General features: G+C 65.8%; 13 protein-coding genes, 1 tRNA gene and 2 pseudogenes. 10 read left to right on the top strand and 6 right to left on the bottom strand.

The features are described from left to right. Positions 1–12: 12 nt before the first annotated feature. The 5 genes and pseudogenes from H3309_RS12935 to H3309_RS12915 form a co-directional block, all read right to left on the bottom strand. On the bottom strand, positions 13–945 hold the full coding sequence (locus tag H3309_RS12935) for a DUF7146 domain-containing protein (protein WP_182295100.1): 933 nt from the start codon (positions 943–945) through the stop codon (positions 13–15). Positions 946–1,160: 215 nt separating this feature from the next. Beyond that, a pseudogene (locus H3309_RS12930) lies at positions 1,161–2,003 on the bottom strand (ParB/RepB/Spo0J family partition protein); the annotation flags it as partial. A gap of 119 nt (positions 2,004–2,122) precedes the next feature. Further along, complete coding sequence (locus H3309_RS12925) at positions 2,123–2,485, bottom strand: DUF6915 family protein (protein ID WP_182295098.1); 363 nt, start codon at positions 2,483–2,485, stop codon at positions 2,123–2,125. 10 nt (positions 2,486–2,495) lie between these two features. Beyond that, positions 2,496–2,990 (bottom strand): DUF6878 family protein, encoded by a 495-nt coding sequence (locus H3309_RS12920; protein ID WP_207791506.1) that lies wholly within the window; start codon positions 2,988–2,990, stop codon positions 2,496–2,498. 126 nt (positions 2,991–3,116) lie between these two features. Beyond that, entirely contained in the window at positions 3,117–4,316 is a 1,200-nt protein-coding gene (locus tag H3309_RS12915; RefSeq protein WP_182295097.1) for a DUF932 domain-containing protein, read from the bottom strand. A gap of 139 nt (positions 4,317–4,455) precedes the next feature. On the opposite strand from H3309_RS12915, the gene H3309_RS12910 reads away from it, so the two are divergent. From H3309_RS12910 to H3309_RS17380, 3 genes and pseudogenes are all read left to right on the top strand, one after another. Beyond that, positions 4,456–4,782 (top strand): type II toxin-antitoxin system PrlF family antitoxin, encoded by a 327-nt coding sequence (locus tag H3309_RS12910; protein WP_182295096.1) that lies wholly within the window; start codon positions 4,456–4,458, stop codon positions 4,780–4,782. After that, positions 4,783–5,274: a type II toxin-antitoxin system YhaV family toxin gene (locus H3309_RS12905; RefSeq protein WP_182295095.1), complete on the top strand. Its 492-nt coding sequence runs from the start codon at positions 4,783–4,785 to the stop codon at positions 5,272–5,274. Positions 5,275–5,593: 319 nt separating this feature from the next. Next, positions 5,594–6,667, top strand: a pseudogene (locus H3309_RS17380) (recombinase family protein); the annotation flags it as partial. A 576-nt stretch (positions 6,668–7,243) separates the two neighbouring features. On the opposite strand, the gene H3309_RS12895 reads toward H3309_RS17380, so the two are convergent. Further along, a tRNA-Leu gene (locus H3309_RS12895) sits at positions 7,244–7,330 on the bottom strand. A 73-nt stretch (positions 7,331–7,403) separates the two neighbouring features. Between H3309_RS12895 and H3309_RS12890 the strand changes: the two genes are divergently transcribed. The 7 genes from H3309_RS12890 (at position 7,404) to gltB (ending at position 17,145) form a co-directional block, all read left to right on the top strand. Further along, complete coding sequence (locus tag H3309_RS12890; RefSeq protein WP_182295094.1) at positions 7,404–8,330, top strand: complex I NDUFA9 subunit family protein; 927 nt, start codon at positions 7,404–7,406, stop codon at positions 8,328–8,330. A gap of 2 nt (positions 8,331–8,332) precedes the next feature. Further along, positions 8,333–9,133 carry an undecaprenyl-diphosphate phosphatase gene (locus H3309_RS12885; protein ID WP_182295093.1) on the top strand — a complete coding sequence of 267 codons (801 nt, stop codon included), beginning with the start codon at positions 8,333–8,335 and terminating at the stop codon, positions 9,131–9,133. 159 nt (positions 9,134–9,292) lie between these two features. Beyond that, positions 9,293–10,741, top strand: a complete 1,449-nt coding sequence (locus H3309_RS12880) for an NAD(P)-dependent oxidoreductase (RefSeq protein ID WP_182295092.1) — start codon at positions 9,293–9,295, stop codon at positions 10,739–10,741. After that, positions 10,741–11,328 carry a DUF2059 domain-containing protein gene (locus tag H3309_RS12875; RefSeq protein ID WP_182295091.1) on the top strand — a complete coding sequence of 196 codons (588 nt, stop codon included), beginning with the start codon at positions 10,741–10,743 and terminating at the stop codon, positions 11,326–11,328. The genes H3309_RS12880 and H3309_RS12875 overlap by 1 nt, the downstream gene beginning before the upstream one ends. Further along, positions 11,325–11,897 (top strand): DUF2059 domain-containing protein, encoded by a 573-nt coding sequence (locus H3309_RS12870; protein WP_182295090.1) that lies wholly within the window; start codon positions 11,325–11,327, stop codon positions 11,895–11,897. Before H3309_RS12875 ends, H3309_RS12870 begins: the two co-directional genes overlap by 4 nt. Positions 11,898–11,998: 101 nt before the next feature. Next, positions 11,999–12,631 (top strand): DUF2059 domain-containing protein, encoded by a 633-nt coding sequence (locus H3309_RS12865; protein ID WP_182295089.1) that lies wholly within the window; start codon positions 11,999–12,001, stop codon positions 12,629–12,631. Then, entirely contained in the window at positions 12,628–17,145 is a 4,518-nt protein-coding gene (gltB, locus tag H3309_RS12860) for a glutamate synthase large subunit (RefSeq protein ID WP_182295088.1), read from the top strand. The genes H3309_RS12865 and gltB overlap by 4 nt, the downstream gene beginning before the upstream one ends. Position 17,146: the final 1 nt, after the last annotated feature.

Genomic DNA, 17,146 nt, shown 5'->3' with positions numbered 1-17,146 from the left:
AATCAAACACGATCACGCTCTAGCGTCCAGCATCAGCGGCTCAATGCCGCTGTCTTGCGCTCGGTCTGCCAAGGTCGTGGCGGCCTGATGCCAGGCGGCATCAGTGTCACGAGCGATATAGAGTCGGCGCAAATTGGGCGGCAGTTTAAAGGCTGCGAGGTGGGCAGCTGAAAGCGCAGCGATCATCGGCATGTCTGGCAAAATCTGGCGAAGTGACAGCATCGTCTCGATGCTCTCACCGGCAACCATGACATCCTCCACGCGAGCAAATCGCAGGCCATGCCCGAGCAGATCGCCCATGGCCGGCCTCGGCGTGGTGATCGCAGCTTTGGTGATGCCACTGGGATCGAGCCAGGTCCGATGAAGCCCGCAAAGTGTCCCGTCACTATCGCGAACCGCTGCGATCAGAGCTGGAAAGGCTGCCGGTGTGCCGGGTGGATCGTCTGCATCGGCGCGATAGCAGCAGTTCGGATGGAACCGCAGACAGCCAATCGCCCGCAGGTCGGGGATGCCGCGCTGGCGGAGGTAGGTCTCGGCCAGCGTGCCGTGGACAGGCTGCGATATCGCCCAAAGCCGCCAGCCAGCTTCGGCTGAGCCGGTTGGCACGGGCGGCAATGGTTCGAACGACCGTGGCTCCGGTTGTGGCAACGACAGGAAACGCCGCGCTTCCTCAAGCGCGTCGGCCAGGGATATCAATCTCTGACTGGCGGCGATGAGGTCGAGCAGGTCGCCATGTTCGCCGGTGGCCGCGTCGGTCCACTTACCTGCGGCACCTTTGCCGGACGTTGAGCCGGTGAGCCACACGAACAGACTCCGCCCCGGCGTCCCTTCCACATCGCCGACGAGCCAGTAACGGCCCTGTCGGCGACCTTGCGGAAGATAGTGACGGCAGACACTCTCGGCATTGCGGGCAAGCTGCCGTGCAAGGTCGGATGCATCGGGCATCTGATCCTCCTGAGACAAGAAGAGGGTCCGCCGCGTCCGAGTAATCCCCACGAAGCAGGCTTCGCGGGGACCCCGATGCACGGCGGACCCTCAGTTGCGAGTGGGTCTGGGGAGCGCGACCTACTCGGCGGCGACGGCGAAGGGGGTATCGCCCTCGGCCCCGGCATTGTCGTCGATCGGCGCTTCATCCGCCACGGACCGTTCGCCATCGTCTATCGCCAGCCTTCGGCCTGTACCTTCATCGCCTCTTCGCGCAGCCGCTCGGAAACCATCAGATCGACAAGGCCCACATCCTGCAGCCAGCCGCCATCGTCGCCCTGGAACAGGTCACGCATGACGCCGCCACCGGCCTCGATATAGGCATCGATGTCGATGAACCGGGCGCGCTTGTCGCATGCTCGCACCGCGCCTTCGGTCAGCATCCGGCGGATCGCGTATGGCTGGCGGTCGTAGGAGCCAGCGAGCCGTTCGAAGACCTGCTTCTGACGCTCATGGTCGCCGTTGACCGTGAACGCCATCAGCTGGTCGAGCGTGATCTCGTCCTCGGCATAGGCTTCGAGAATCTTCGGGCTGACAGCGGCGAGCTTCAGGCGCTGCTTGACCACTGCCACCGACACGAATTGGTGCGCGGCGATCTCCTCCTCGGACTGGCCCTTCTCGCGGAGCGCCAGGAAGGCACGGAACTGGTCGAGCGGGTGCAGCGGTGCCCGCTGAATGTTTTCGGCCAGGCTGTCTTCCTCGGCATCGCCCTCGGTGCGGATGATGCACGGCACCGGCGCATTGCGGGGAAGCTGTTTGCGCTTTACCAACAGTTCGAGCGCGCGGTAGCGACGACCGCCAGACGGCACCTCGAACATGCTGGTCTCGTTGCCATCGGCATCGACGACGGCGCGGACGGTGAGTGACTGCAACAGCGTGCGCCGGGCGATATCCTCGGCGAGTTCCTCAATGCCGACGCCCGCCTTGATCCGGCGGACGTTGGACTGCGACAGCACCAGCTTGTCGAACGGGATGTCGCGCGAGACGCTGAGCGCGAGCTTGGGATTGGACTTGGCCATGACACTTCTCCGGACGGCCCGGCCGGGAGCCTCTCTCCTGACACCTCGAACCGTCACGAAGCGCAGCGCCGCCCTCTTCCTCTGAAGAGAGCGACGCACCGACATGTCGCGGGGAAGGATCAGGCCGCAGCCGCGAACGGATCAACCAGCTTGTGGATCGGTTGAGCACGCCCCATCCACGGCTCGGGCCGGATCGCCCGAACCCAGTCCGCGAAGCTCGGCACGAACCCCAGATCCTCAACGACGTGCTGTTCGCCGATCAGGCGCACGGGCACGACGCGTCCGGTGCCAAGGGTAAGAGTGGGACCGAAGAAGCGCTCCAGCATGAAGATGCCCTCGGCATGATGGCGCAGCGCCCGGTGGCGGAAGTCGGCTGTGATCGCCTTGGATTCGTCGAACCACTGGTGCAGCGGCAAGTATTCTTCGGGTGTTCCACCCCACTTGCGAACCGACGACAGCGCGTGGTGATAGCAATGTCCCATGATCGCCTCCTCACCACTGATGCGCGTAGGATTCGATCGCGGTGTAGCGATCGTTGTGGTCGAGGCCGATCGTCCGTGCGGCGACGTCGAAAGTGAAGTCGCCAAACGCACCGTCGTTGTTCTCCCAACCTGCATGCGTCTGACGCAGCAGGTCGTAGCACAGCGTCTCGACCGCCTTGGCCAGCGGCATCGGCTGGCGATCGACGGGATCGTCAGCGTCGGCCCTCGCGGGTGAGGCATAAGCGATGCTGATCTCCGGCAGAGCCATTTCGCCGTCAGGCCCCATGGCGGTGATCGACTCGATCTGGCCGCTGTCGCCATAGCCATCGAAGTTGACGACCAGGCTGACGATACCGGCGGTTATGAGCGCATCGAAAATCGTGATCTGGTTCGCCGGGCGCAGTGTCTCGAACAGCGCTTCGCGCGCGGTTTCTCGTTCGAGATAGCTTTGCCAGATGGCTTGGGCATCGATCGTGGCGACAGGTTCGGAAGAGGGGTCGGTCATGGCAAGTCTCCGGACGGCCCGGCCGGAAGCCTCTCTTCCGACATCTCAGACCGTCACGAAGCGCAGCGCCGCCCTCTCACTCGAAGAGGACGACGCCGCATGTCGGAACGATGATGACGAGGAAAGTTATGCCGCGACCCGATCGAACAGCTTCTTGGCGCGACCCTCTAGCTCGAGCCGCGCGTCCTGCTGGGCCTTGCCGCGCGCGAAGGCGGTGATGCCCTGGACGAAGTCGAACACCGACTCGGGCGGACGGCCCTCCTCGGCGAGCACCGTGTCGATGATCCTGGCGGTCTCGGCCTTCCCGAACCCGCGCTTGCGTAGGAAATCGGTGCGATCTTCGTCGGAGCGCGCAACGATGCGCTCGCGGGCCTGCCTGATGCCGTTGACGAACGGCAGCGGCGAGGAATCGGCGAACCGGGTCAGCGCTGGTGCAGCTTCATGCGCGAAGCGGTTGGCGGCGTATTTGCTGTGCCGGATGCTGATCTCCTCGAAGTCTTCGACTCCCCACAGGTTGCGGTTTTGGCAAACGGCGCGAAGGTAGAAGCTGGCGATGCCGAGCGTTTTGGCCCCCACCTCGGAGTTCCAGCAGTAGAAGCCCCTGAAGTAGAGGTCCGGCGATCCGTCGGGCAGCTTGCCTGCCTCGATCGGGTTGAGGTCATCGACCAGGAACAGGAACACGTCACGGTCGGACGCATAGAGCGTGGTGGTGTCGGCGCTGATATCGACCATTGGATTGTAGATGCCCGTCGACCAATCGAGCACGCCCGGCACCTTCCAGCGGGTATCGCCAGTGCCGTTACCCGCAATGCGCTGCACGGCAGCAACCAGCTCATGGTCGTAAATGCGTCCGTAATCCGGGCCGGTGACGGCGCGCAGTTCCATGCGGCCATCGTCGGTCTCCAGCGTCTTGACCTGCTCGGCGCGGTGGTTGGTGAGGCCATATTGCAGGTTGATGCCTGCCAGCGGTGCCGGAAGCTGGCGCAGATACGCCGCTGGCGCGCCGACCAAGGCCGCCAGCTGGCCGAAGCTCCAATGGGTCGTCGCAATCGGCTGTTCGGCACCGGGCAAGATCAGGTCGAGCCGTTCGGCATTGTCGCGGCTGGCTTCGACCCGGACGGCGGCGCTCTCTACCGTGCGCGTGCGGCTGCGCTCGGCTCGGCCCTTCACTGATACCATCAGCGCATCTAGCGACAGATAACGCTCATCGGCGGGACGGCTGAACCATTCCGACGATACCCGGCCGATCCGCTGGCCGCGACCCACATCGACCTTGTAGCCACCACTCCGGTCGGGGCTCGCGTCGATAACTTGAACTTGTGTCATGACATGTCTCCGCGACGGCCCAGCCGAGAGCCTCTCTCTCGACACTCGAACCGTCACGGCGACAGCCGCCGCCCTCTTCCTCTCTCCTTGACTTTGTAATGCGATCTCCTTACAAGAAGTAGGCGTATAGGAGACCGTCATGTCCGCAATGCTCGAAGAGATCAGCACTATCACCGCCAAGGGCCAGACCACGGTTCCGAAGTCGGTCCGAACCGCGCTTGGCGTCGATTATGGCGGCAAGATCGCGTTCCGGGTCGACGAGCGCGGCGTGTCTGTCCACCGCGCGGAGGTCGATAACGAAGACCCCGCCATTGACCGGTTCCTAGCGTTCCTTGCCGACGACATTGCCCGGCGACCCGAGGCGGTCACTGCGCTGACACCGACACTGGCTGAGCGTCTTGCGGCGCTGACCGACGGCGTGAAGGTCGACCTCGATGCGCCGATCGACGGCGATGTCGCTCTCTAAATGCTGGAGGTAAACGGGTGGCAGTTGTTCGCCCATCCGCTGTTCCTCGATCAGATCGAGAAGTTGGCAGCGGCGGTCGAGAAGGCGCGAGCGAAAGACCCGCGCGGCTGGCGTAAGTCGGCCAACGCGAAGCTGCTCGCGGCCCTGCGCCAACTCGTGTTCGAGACCCTCCCGCAGGATCCCACCCGTCCCGAATATCGTCAGGGCGGGACGTTGGGCGATGCCCGCAAGCACTGGTTCCGGGCGAAGTTCGGCGGCGGGCGGTTTCGGCTGTTCTTCCGCTACAGCAGCAGCGCCAAGGTGATCGTGTTTGCCTGGGTCAACGACGAAACGACGCTGCGCACCTATGGTGCCAAGTCCGATGCCTATGCGGTGTTCCGCAAGATGCTGGACAGCGGCAATCCGCCCGACGACTGGACGGCGCTGATCGCGGCGGCGAAAGCCCCAGAGGCGCGCGAACGGCTAACGGTAACCATGCCGGACACGCCGTGAGCACGTATCTGCACTACGCCGGAAATGACCATTTGCGCGTGGCGATACCAGGCGACAGCGTGGCTAGATGCCAATACCCCGACGTCGCTACCGCGTTCCGCGCAATGTGTTCGAGAAACTCGATCTGCACGACTATACCTTGTGTGCGCCGGACCGTCGCTGTGTGGCGCACCGACCGACCGAGCCGATTAGGGTTACCGACGACTGGCCGGAGATCGTGCCGATCGGCGATACCGAACTGCGCGTCATGGAAGGGCATCTGCGCGACGAGCTGGATGCGCTGTTCGGCCCGATCGATTGAGTTGAGGAGTATCCGCTGATGAGCATCGCCGCTGTCAAAGAAACCGAGGTTCCGGTCGAAGCGACTGGTCATGTCGCGCTCTACCTTCGCGTATCGACGCCGCGTCAGGCCGATCACGATCTGTCGATCCCCGACCAGCGCCGCCAGCTCGAAGAGTATTGCCGATCGCGGGCGTGGGACGTCGCTGCCGAGTTTGTCGAGCCGGGCGTATCGGGCACCGATGACCGCCGACCGGCGTTCCAGGACATGATCGACGCTGCCCTCGAAAAGCCACCGGCGTTCGACACGATCGTTGTCCACAGCTTCTCGCGCTTCTTCCGCGATCAGTTCCAGTTCGAGTTCTACCTGCGAAAGCTCGCGAAGAACGGTGTCCAGCTTGTGTCGATCACACAGGTGCTCGGCGACGATCCCGCCAGCGAGATGGTCCGCAAGATCATGACGCTGTTCGACGAATACCAGTCCAGGGAAACGGCCAAGCACACGCTGCGCGCGATGAACGAAAACGCCCGCCAGGGCTTTTGGAACGGCGCTCGTCCTCCGATCGGTTACCGCACCGTCGAAGCCGAACAGCGCGGCGCGAAAATCAAAAAGAAGCTGGAGATCGACCCGCTCTACGCCGACACGGTCCGCAAGATGTTCCGTCTGGCGCTCGAAGGCGCTGATGGAAGCGGACCGATGGGCGTCATGGCGATCGCTTGCTGGCTCAACGAAAACAACATCCGCACGCGCTATGGTGGCCGCTGGGGCAAGGGCATGGTCCACGAAGTGCTGACCCGCACGACCTATATCGGCCAGCATCGGTTCAACACCTACAATGTCAAGAAGGGTTGCCGAAAGCCCGCCGAAGAGCATGCCATCATGGCCGTCCCGCCGATCATCAGCGAGGCCGAGTTCGAAGCGGTGCAGCGGTCATTGAAGGCACGGAGCCCCAAGATGATGGCGCCGGGCGCGGTCGGCGGCTCGACCCTGCTGACGGGCATCTGCTTCTGCGCCTGCTGCGGCGGCGCGATGACGCTGCGGACCGGCACCAGCCGGAGTGGCCAGATGTACAAATATTATGCCTGTGCGACCAAGGCGACGAAGGGCGAAACCGCATGTCCTGGCATCTCGATCCCGATGGACCGGCTGAACGACGCCGTCATCGCGCATCTCGAATCGCGGCTTCTGGACCCCGCCCGGCTGCGTATCCTGCTGGAACAGCTGCTCGACCGGCGCGAGGAATCGATGACTGAGCGCCGCCAGCACGTTGCCGAGATGGGACGCCGCGCGACCGAGGCGGAAGCTAAGCTGTCTAGGTTGTATGAGGCGATCGAGAATGGCGTGGTCGATATGGGCGATCCGTCCCTCAAGGCGAGGATCACCGAGCTGAATGGGATACGCGAACAAGCGCGGGGTGACGCTGAGCGTGCGATGGCACGCTTCACCCAGACCGCGCCGGAGATAACCGTCGAGAAGATCAGAGAGTTCGCCGCCGCCGCTCGGCAAAGGCTGCGCAACGACGACGGCACTTACGCCCGCAACCACGTCCGGGCCGTGGCCCAGCGGGTCGAGGTCGTCAGCAAGACCGAAGTGCGCATTCGCGGCAACCGCAGCGAACTGATCCGAGTGCTAGCCGCCGCCTCTGGCGTAGAGGCGGCGGTGCTAGGCACTCGCAGCTTTGGACCGAAATGGTGCCCAGAAGAGGACTCGAACCTCCACGGCCTTGCGACCGCCAGCACCTGAAGCTGGTGCGTCTACCAATTCCGCCATCTGGGCACGGGGTAGGCGGCGGCTGTTATGGCCGCACGGCGCGGTTGTCAACTGCAAGGCCGCCGCCTATCAGCGCGACATGAGCAGATTGGTGACGTTGATCGGCGGCGCGGGCTTTGTCGGGCGGGCGCTGACCGAGGTGCTGGCGCACGCCGGGTGGCGGATTCGCATCGTCAGCCGCAATGCCGCGCACGGGCTTCGGCTGAAACCGCTGGGCGAACTGGGGCAGATCGACAGCGTGGCGGGCGATGTGCGCTCCGCGGCATCGATGGCGCGCGCGGTGGCCGGCGCCGATGCAGTGGTGAATTTCGTCGGCATCCTGAAACCTGCAGGTGGGGCGAGCTTCGATGCCATCCATGCGCGGGGTGCCGCGACGGTGGCGCGCGCCGCGGCGGACGGCGGCGTGGCGCAGTTCGTGCAGGTCAGCGCCATCGGCGCCGATGCCAACAGCGCGTCCGCCTATGGCCGCAGCAAGGCGGCCGGCGAGGCAGCGGTGCTGGCGGCCTTCCCGAACGCCGCCATCGTGCGCCCCAGCCTGATCTTCGGCGCGGAGGACGGGTTTACCAACCGTTTCGCCGGCCTGATGGCGCTGGCCCCCGTGGTGCCGGTGATCGCGCCTGCAACGCGGTTCCAGCCGGTCTATGTCGGTGATGTCGCGGCGGCGATCGCCGCGATCCTGGAACGCGTCCTGTCGGGCCGGTTCGACCTGGCGGGTCCGGAGGTGCGGACGATGCGGCAGCTGAACGAGATGATCGCCGATGCTTCAGGATTGAAACGCCATTTCATTGATGTGCCTGACATCGGCGCACGGCTGCTGGCGGGCCTTGGTTTCCTGCCGGGCGCGCCGCTGACGGCCGATCAATATGCCATGCTGCAACGCGACAACGTGGCCGAGGCTGGCGTGCCGGGGCTGGCGGCGCTGGGCGTGACGCCGACGCCGATGGGCGCGGTGATCGGTGGCTGGCTGGCGCGCTATCGCCCCGGCGGCCGCTTCGCGAAGGCCTAACCTTGAGCGATATTCTGAACGCGATCATCATGGGCATTGTGGAGGGGCTGACCGAGTTCCTGCCCGTTTCCTCCACCGGTCACCTGATTCTTGCCGGGGAGCTGCTGGGGTTTGAAGGGCCGGCGGACGTGGCGTTCAAGATCTCGATCCAGCTGGGGGCGATCCTGGCGGTGATCGTCGCCTATTGGCAGCGTTTCTGGGGGGTGGCGGTGGGCCTCACGCGGATGGAGGCGGGACCGCTGGCGTTCACGCGCAATATCCTGCTGGGCGTGGTGCCGGCGCTGGTGGTGGGAGTATTCGCCTATGACGCGATCCGCGCGCTGATCGACAGCCCGATGACGGTGGCGGTCGCGCTGGTGGTGGGCGGGATCGCCATCCTGTTGATCGAGCGGCTGATCGCGACGCCGCGTTTTGCCAGTGTGGAAGCGATTCCCACGCGCACGGCGCTGTTGATCGGCGTGGGGCAGTGCATCGCGATGGTGCCGGGCGTGTCTCGGTCCGGCGCAACCATCATGTGCGGCCTGCTGGCGCGGCTGGACCGCAAGACCGCGGCCGAGTTCAGCTTTTTCGTCGCGGTGCCGACGATGATCGCGGCGACCGCCTATGCGCTCTACAAGGAGCGTGACGCGCTTGCCGCCGGCGAATGGCAGTTGATCGCGATCGGCTTTGCCGTGGCGTTCGTGGTGGCGCTGCTGGTGGTGCGGTCTCTGGTGGCGATCGTGAGCCGTTATGGTTTCGCGCCCTTCGCCTGGTATCGCATCGTCGTTGGCAGCATCGCCATGATCTGGTTGATGGCGAGATGATACCGTTATGGGACTTTATATCCGGCATTATGACATGCGCCTTTGAAGTTGGAGATATTTTCGAGGAAAATAGGTCAATATAGCTGACTATCTGACTCGACAGCCTCTTTTGCCGCTGCTATGGACGCCCGCGCACCCGGATTTGCGCAGGGAATGACGATGGCCGATTCGCAGATGCTGAAGTTCACGCAGGTCGACCAAGCCTATCCCGCCAAGCGCACGATCAGCGCGCGCGCGGAGGATTTCCTGGAGATCGCGCGACCCTTTATCCTGGCCAAGGCCGAGGAGCAGTCGAGCCGTTGTTCGCAATGCGGCGTGCCTTTCTGTCAGGTGCACTGCCCGCTGCACAACCATATCCCGGACTGGCTGAAGCTGACCGCGGAAGGCCGGTTGCAGGAGGCCTATGAGCTGTCCAATGCCACCAGTACCATGCCGGAGATCTGCGGCCGCATCTGCCCGCAGGACCGGCTGTGCGAGGGCAATTGCGTGATCGAACAGTCCGGCCATGGCGCCGTGACGATCGGCAGTGTGGAGAAATTCATTACCGACCTTGCCTGGGAGGAAGGCTGGGTGCAGCCCCTGCGACCGCTCGCCGACCGCGGCGGACAGAGCGTGGGCATCATCGGCGCCGGGCCGGCCGGACTGACCGCGGCGGAATATCTGCGGGTGAAGGGTTACACCGTGCATGTCTATGACCGGCATGACCGCGCCGGTGGGCTGCTGACCTATGGCATTCCCGGGTTCAAGCTGGAAAAACATGTCGTGATGCGGCGGGTGCAGCGTTTGCAAGAGGGCGGCATCCATTTTCATTTGGGGTATGAGGTCGGGCGCGACGCGACGCTGGAGGAGCTGCGGGAGCGGCACGATGCGGTGCTGATCGCCACCGGCGTGTATCGCGCGCGCGATGTCGAGGTGGCCGGCGCGGATGCGGACGGGGTGGTGCCGGCGCTCGATTATCTGATCGCCGCCAATCGCGTGGGGTTCGGCGATGATGTGCCGGCGTTCCGCAACGGCACGCTGGACGCCGCCGACCGCGATGTGGTGGTGATCGGTGGCGGCGATACCGCAATGGATTGCGTGCGCACCGCGGTGCGGCAGGGGGCGAGCAGCGTGACTTGCCTGTATCGCCGTGACCGCGCCAACATGCCGGGCAGCCAGCGCGAGGTGATGAATGCCGAGGAAGAGGGGGTGCGGTTCATCTGGCTGTCGGCACCGGAGGCCTTCGTGACGCATGACGGGGCCGCGGTGGCGGTGCGCGGCCGGCGGATGCGGCTGGGCGCGGCGGACGCCAGCGGGCGGCGGATGCCGGAGCCGGAGCCGGAAAGCGATTTTCAGCTGAACGGCAACCTGATCATCAAGGCGCTGGGGTTCGATGCCGAGGATCTGGCGGGCGATTTCGGCGGCGCGCGGCTGGCGCTGACCCGCTGGGGCACGGTGCGCGCGGACGGCGCCACGCTGGCCACCAACCTGCCCGGCGTGTTCGCCGCCGGCGACATCGTGCGCGGCGCCAGCCTGGTGGTGTGGGCGGTGCGCGAGGGCCGCGACGTGGCGCAATCCATGCACAAATGGCTGGCCAGCCAGCAGGCCGCGCTGTTGCAGGCGGCGTGATGCGGGCGTCGGTTGCCCTTCTGGCCCTGGTGGCGCCCCCGGCGCTGGCCGAGGTGCCGGCGGCAAAGCCCTCTCCTGCCTCGCTGGCGGCGCAGCTGGCGGATGTGCTGAACGATGGCCCGACGCTGGCGGCGGCATCGCGGCAGGATTTCGCGCCGATGCTGGCGGAAATGCGCAGCGGCACCGCGATCCGCAAGCTGCTGGAGCCGAACCAGGCCTATCGCACCGAGGTGTTGCGCGACCCGGCGAAGGTGGACGCGGCGATCAAGCGCATCGGCGGCATGCAGGCGGCGGTGATCGAGGGGCTGCTGGCCGATTTCAATGGCGAGGTTCGCGCCGCCACCATCGATGTCTATGCCGCCAGCTTTTCCGAGGCGGAGATGCGCGACATACTGGCCTTCTACAAATCGCCCGGCGGGCGGGCGCTGGTGGAGCGCATGGCCGCCGTGCGCCAGTCGGTGCGCGCCAATGTCCGCGCCCGCCTGACACCGCGCATCAGCGCCGCGTTGCAGGCGCTGAGCCCCGTGATCGAAGCCGAGATGCGGGCGTTGCTGCCCGCGCCTGACAGTGGAAAGGCCGGACAATGAAGTTTCCCGCAACGATCGTGGCGCTGCTGCTGGCGACGCCCGCGCTGGCGCAGGCACCCGCCGCCCCTTCGCCCGAAGCGGTGGCCGCCGCGACCGCGCTGGTCGACGTGTTGACCCCGTTCGAGACGGCAAAGGCCAACCTGGATGCGCAGCTGGCGGCGATGCGCCGGGGTGACGCGCTGCGCGCCGCCTTTGCCAACAATCCGCAGTTCCGCATGGAGGCGGCGAAGAACCAGCCGAAGTTCAACAATGCCCTGGCCCGCGCCGGGGCGATGCAGGCCGATGCCATGGGGCCGGTGTTGCAGGACATGCTGCCGGCGGCGCGGACGGCGACCATCGACGCCTATGCCCGGGCCTTCACGCCGGCGGAGATGGCGGCGATCAGTGCCTTTTACCGCACGCCGGCGGGCGCCAAGCTGTTGAAGACGCAGGGGCCGCTGCTGCAGCAGGTGAATCAGGCGATCCAGCAGCGTTTCGCGCCGCGGCTGCGGACCGCCCAACAGACCGTGGGTCCGAAGGTCCAGGCGGAGTTGCAGGCGCTGTTTCCGCTGCCGGGAGCAAAGAAATGATGATTCGCACGGCAGTGATCGGTCTTGCGCTGGCGGTGCTGCCGGCGCCCTTGTGGTCGCAAGGCGCACGGGCGCCGGCGGCGCCGGTTGATCCCGCCCGCATGGCGCTGGGCAAGCGCATCGCGGCGGCGCAGTTGCCCGACGGCACCTATGAAAAGATGATGAGCCCCGCGATGCAGGGCATGATGGGCCAGGTCAGCGGCCAGGCGATGGACATTCCCCTGCGCCAGATTGCGCGGATGGCGAACCTGAAGCCCGAGCAGCTGCGGCAGGTCGGTCCGGGCAGCCTGCGCGACATGATGGCCATTCTGGACCCGGCCCATGACCAGCGCATGTCGATCATGTTGAAGACGATGATCGCGGGAATGACTCCGTTGATGACCAAAATGGAACCCAGGCTTCGGGATGGCATGGCGGAGGCTTTTGCCAGCCGCTTTACCGAAACGGAGCTGCGGGAGATCGACCGCTTTTATTCGACGCCCCTGGGCGCCCGGCTGGCGGTGGAAAGCACCTTGCTGATGGCCGATCCTTCGGTGGTCAAGGCGATGTCGGATTTCACGCCGCAGCTGATCCAGGCCATGCCCGGGATCATGAAGCAGGTGGAGGAGGCGACCGCGAAATTGCCGAAGGCAAAACGGGTCGATGAGCTTTCGCCCGCCGAGCGCGCCCGTCTTGCCGCCCTGATCGGTGTCGATCCGGCCAGCCTCTCGAAGCCTGAAAGGCCCGACAAATGATTGCCGACCAACGTGAGCGCCTGGCCGCCGAGGGCATGTATCGGCCGGATTTTGAAGGCGATGCCTGTGGCGTGGGGCTGATCGCGGCGACCGACGGCGTCGCTTCCCGCCGGGTGGTGGAGGCGGGGATCAACGCGCTGAAGGCGGTGTGGCACCGCGGCGCGGTGGACGCCGACGGCATGACCGGCGACGGTGCCGGCATCCATGTGGAACTGCCGGTACGCTTCTTCCACGAGGCGATCGACCGCGCCGGGCAGCAGCCCAAGCCCAACCTGCTGGGGGTGGGGATGATCTTCCTGCCGCGCACCGACCTGGGCGCGCAGGAGGCGTGCCGGGGCATCGTGGAATCCGAGATCATCGACTTCGGCTATACCATCTATGGCTGGCGCCAGGTGCCGGTGGACATTTCGGTGATCGGCCGCAAGGCGATGGAATCGCGGCCGGAGATCGAGCAGATCATGCTGGCCGGGCCGATGCCCGACGACGCGGCGGCGCAGGACAAGTTCGAGAAGGACCTTTATCTGATCCGCCGCCGGATCGAGAAGCGCGTGGTCGAGGCACAGGTGCAGGGTTTCTACATCTGCTCGCTGAGCAGCCGCTCGATCATCTACAAGGGGCTGTTCCTGGCGGAATCGCTCTCGGTCTTCTATCCGGACCTGTGCGACGAGCGTTTCGTCAGCCGCTTCGCCATTTATCACCAGCGCTATTCCACCAACACCTTCCCGCAATGGTGGCTGGCGCAGCCGTTCCGCTGCCTGGCGCACAATGGCGAGATCAACACCATCCGCGGCAACCGCAACTGGATGAAAAGCCATGAGATCAAGATGGCGGCGACCAGTTTCGGCGAGCATAGCGAGGACATCAAGCCGCTGATCCCGGCGGGCGCCAGCGATACCGCGGCGCTGGACGCCGTGTTCGAGGCGATCGTGCGATCGGGCCGTGACGCGCCGACCGCCAAGCTGATGCTGGTGCCCGAGGCCTGGGCCAAGGACGTGACCATGCCCGAGGCGCATCGGGCGATGTATGCCTATTACAGCTCGGTCATGGAGCCGTGGGACGGGCCGGCGGCGCTGGCGATGACCGACGGCCGCTGGGCGGTGGCGGGGATGGACCGCAACGCGCTGCGGCCGATGCGGACGACGGTGACCACGGACGGCCTGCTGATCGTGGGGTCGGAAACCGGCATGGTGCAGGTGCCCGAAGCCGATGTGCTGATGAAGGGCCGGCTGGGGCCGGGGGAGATGATCGCGGTGGACCTGGACAGCGGCGAGCTGTTCAAGGACCGGGCGATCAAGGACCGGATTGCCGCCTCCGCACCCTTCGCGCAGTGGGTGGATGATTTCACCACGCTGTCCGACCTGCCGGGGCATGACGCGGCGGAGCCGGTGGCGCTGGACGACCGGGCCTTGTTGCGGCGGATGCAGATCGCCGCCGGGCAGACGCTGGAGGACATGGAGCTGATCCTGGCGCCGATGGTGGAGGACGCGAAGGAAGCGGTCGGCAGCATGGGCGACGATACGCCGCTGGCCGTCATCAGCAGCAATGCGCGCTGCATGAGCCATTTTTTCCGGCAGAATTTCAGCCAGGTGACGAACCCGCCCATCGATTCGCTGCGCGAGACGCGGGTGATGAGCCTGAAGACGCGGTTCGGCAACCATGGCAATATCCTGGACGGTGACGACCGGCAGTCGGACGTGATGGTGCTCGATTCGCCGGTGCTGACCAACAAGGACTGGGCGCTGGTAAAGGGGCATTTCGGCGCTCGGGCGGCGGAGATCGACTGCACCTTCGAGATCGCGCGCGGCGCCGACGGGCTGCGTGCGGCGATCGCCCGGGTGCGCGCCGAGGCCGAGCAGGCGGTGCGCGAAGGGCGCGGCCACCTGTTCCTGACCGACGAGCATCAGGATGCCGCGCGGGCGGGAATCACGATGATTCTTGCAGCGGCGGCGGTGCATACCCATCTGGTTCGCAAGGGGCTGCGCACCTTTGCCAGCGTCAATGTGCGGTCGGCGGAATGCCTGGACACGCATTATTTCGCCGTGCTGGTGGGGGTGGGCGCGACGACGGTGAACGCCTGGCTGGCGCAGGAGAGCATCGCCGACCGGCATGCGCGCGGGCTGTTCAAGGGACTGACGCTGGCGGACTGCATCGGCCGCTATCGCAAGGCGGTGAATGACGGTCTGCTGAAGATCATGTCCAAAATGGGCATCAGCGTGATTTCCAGCTACCGTGGCGGTTATAATTTCGAGGCGGTGGGGCTGTCGCGCAGCCTGGTAAATGATTTTTTCCCTGGCATGCCGGCGAAGATCAGCGGCGAGGGCTATGCCAGCCTGTTCGAAAATGCCCTGCAACGGCATGAGAAGGCGTGGGACGAAGCCGCGACGGCGCTGCCGGTCGGCGGACTCTATCGTTACCGTTTTGGTGGTGAGCCGCATGCCTGGCAGGCCGGCGTGATCCACACCCTGCAGGAGGCGGTGGCGAACGACAGCTATTCCACCTATCTGAAGTTCAGCGCCGCGGTTCGCGCCCTGCCGCCGATCTATCTGCGCGACCTGCTGGAGTTCAACTATGCCCCGCAGGCATTGGACATCGAACAGGTTGAATCGATTACCGAAATCCGCAAGCGCTTCGTGACGCCGGGGATGAGCCTGGGCGCGCTGTCGCCGGAAGCGCATGAGACGCTGGCGATCGCGATGAACCGGATCGGCGCCAAAGCCGTGAGCGGCGAGGGCGGCGAGGATAGCGTGCGGTTCAAGCCCTATGCCAATGGTGACAATGCCAATTCGGTCATCAAGCAGATTGCCAGCGGGCGGTTCGGCGTGACGGCGGAATATCTGAACGCGTGCAGCGAGATCGAGATCAAGGTGGCGCAGGGGGCGAAGCCGGGCGAGGGTGGGCAGTTGCCCGGCTTCAAGGTGACGGAGATGATCGCGCGGCTGCGGCACAGCACGCCGGGCGTCACGCTGATCAGCCCGCCGCCGCACCATGACATTTATTCGATCGAGGATCTGGCGCAGCTGATCTATGATCTGAAGCAGATCAACCCCGATGCACGGGTCTGCGTGAAGCTGGTGAGCAGCGCCGGGATCGGCACCGTGGCGGCGGGCGTGGCGAAGGCGCATGCGGACACCATTTTGGTCAGCGGCCATACCGGCGGGACCGGGGCGAGCCCGCAGACCAGCATCAAATATGCCGGCACGCCGTGGGAGATGGGGCTGACCGAGGTCAACCAGGTGCTGACCCTGAACGGGCTGCGGCACCGCATCAAGCTGCGCGCCGACGGTGGGCTGAAGACGGGACGCGACGTGGTGATCGCCGCCATCCTGGGGGCGGAGGAATATGGCATCGGCACGCTGAGCCTGGTGGCGATGGGGTGCATCATGGTGCGGCAATGCCACAGCAACACCTGCCCGGTGGGCGTGTGCACGCAGGACGATGCGCTGCGGGCGAAGTTCGGCGGCTCGCCGGAGAAGGTCATCAACCTGATGACCTTCATCGCCGAGGAGACGCGCGACATCCTGGCGAAGCTGGGCGCGCGCAGCCTGGACGAGGTGATCGGCCGCACCGAGTTGTTGCGGCAGGTCAGCCGCGGCGCCGAGCATCTGGACGACCTGGACCTGAACCCCATCCTGGCGAAGGTGGACGCGCCGGACCATATGCGCCGCAGCGTGAAGGACGCCCCGCGCAATCCCGTGCCGGACAGCCTGGACGCGCAGATGCTGGCGGATTCGGCGCCGGTGTTCGAGCGCGGGGAGAAGATGCAGCTGACCTATGCGGTCAGGAACACGCATCGCGCGGTGGGCACGCGCTTCTCGGCGGAGATCACGCGGCGCTTCGGCATGAAGGCGCTGCAACCGGGGCATGTCCATATCCGGCTGCGCGGCTCGGCGGGGCAATCGCTGGGCGCGTTCGCGGTGCAGGGGGTGAAGCTGGAAGTGTTCGGCGATGCCAACGACTATGTCGGCAAGGGGCTGTCGGGGGCGACCATCGTGGTGCGGCCGATGGTGTCCAGCCCGCTGGAGAGCCAGGACAATGCCATCATCGGCAACACCGTGCTCTATGGCGCGACGGCGGGCGAACTGTTCGCCGCCGGGCAGGCCGGCGAGCGCTTCGCGGTGCGCAACAGCGGCGCGACCGTGGTGGTGGAGGGCTGCGGCGCCAACGGCTGCGAATATATGACCGGCGGCACCGCGGTGATCCTGGGCGCGGTGGGCGACAATTTCGGCGCGGGGATGACCGGCGGCATGGCGTTCGTGCTGGACGTGCGCGACGATTTCGAGCGGCGGGTCAACCCGGACAGCGTGGTGTGGCAGCGGCTGGCGCATCCACACTGGGAGACGGTGGCGCGCGGCCTGATCGAGCGGCACTGGGCGGAGACCGACAGCCGCTGGGCGGAGCAGCTGCTGCGCGACTGGGACCGCACGCGGCTGCGGCTGTGGCAGGTGTGCCCGAAGGAAATGGTCAGCCGGATCGCGGTGCCGTTGACCGAAGCGGTGCTGGAGGCGGCGGAGTAGC

Source organism: Sandaracinobacteroides saxicola (assembly GCF_014117445.1).
Classification (GTDB): domain Bacteria; phylum Pseudomonadota; class Alphaproteobacteria; order Sphingomonadales; family Sphingomonadaceae; genus Sandaracinobacteroides_A; species Sandaracinobacteroides_A saxicola.
This window is presented reverse-complemented; position numbering and strand designations above follow the sequence as displayed.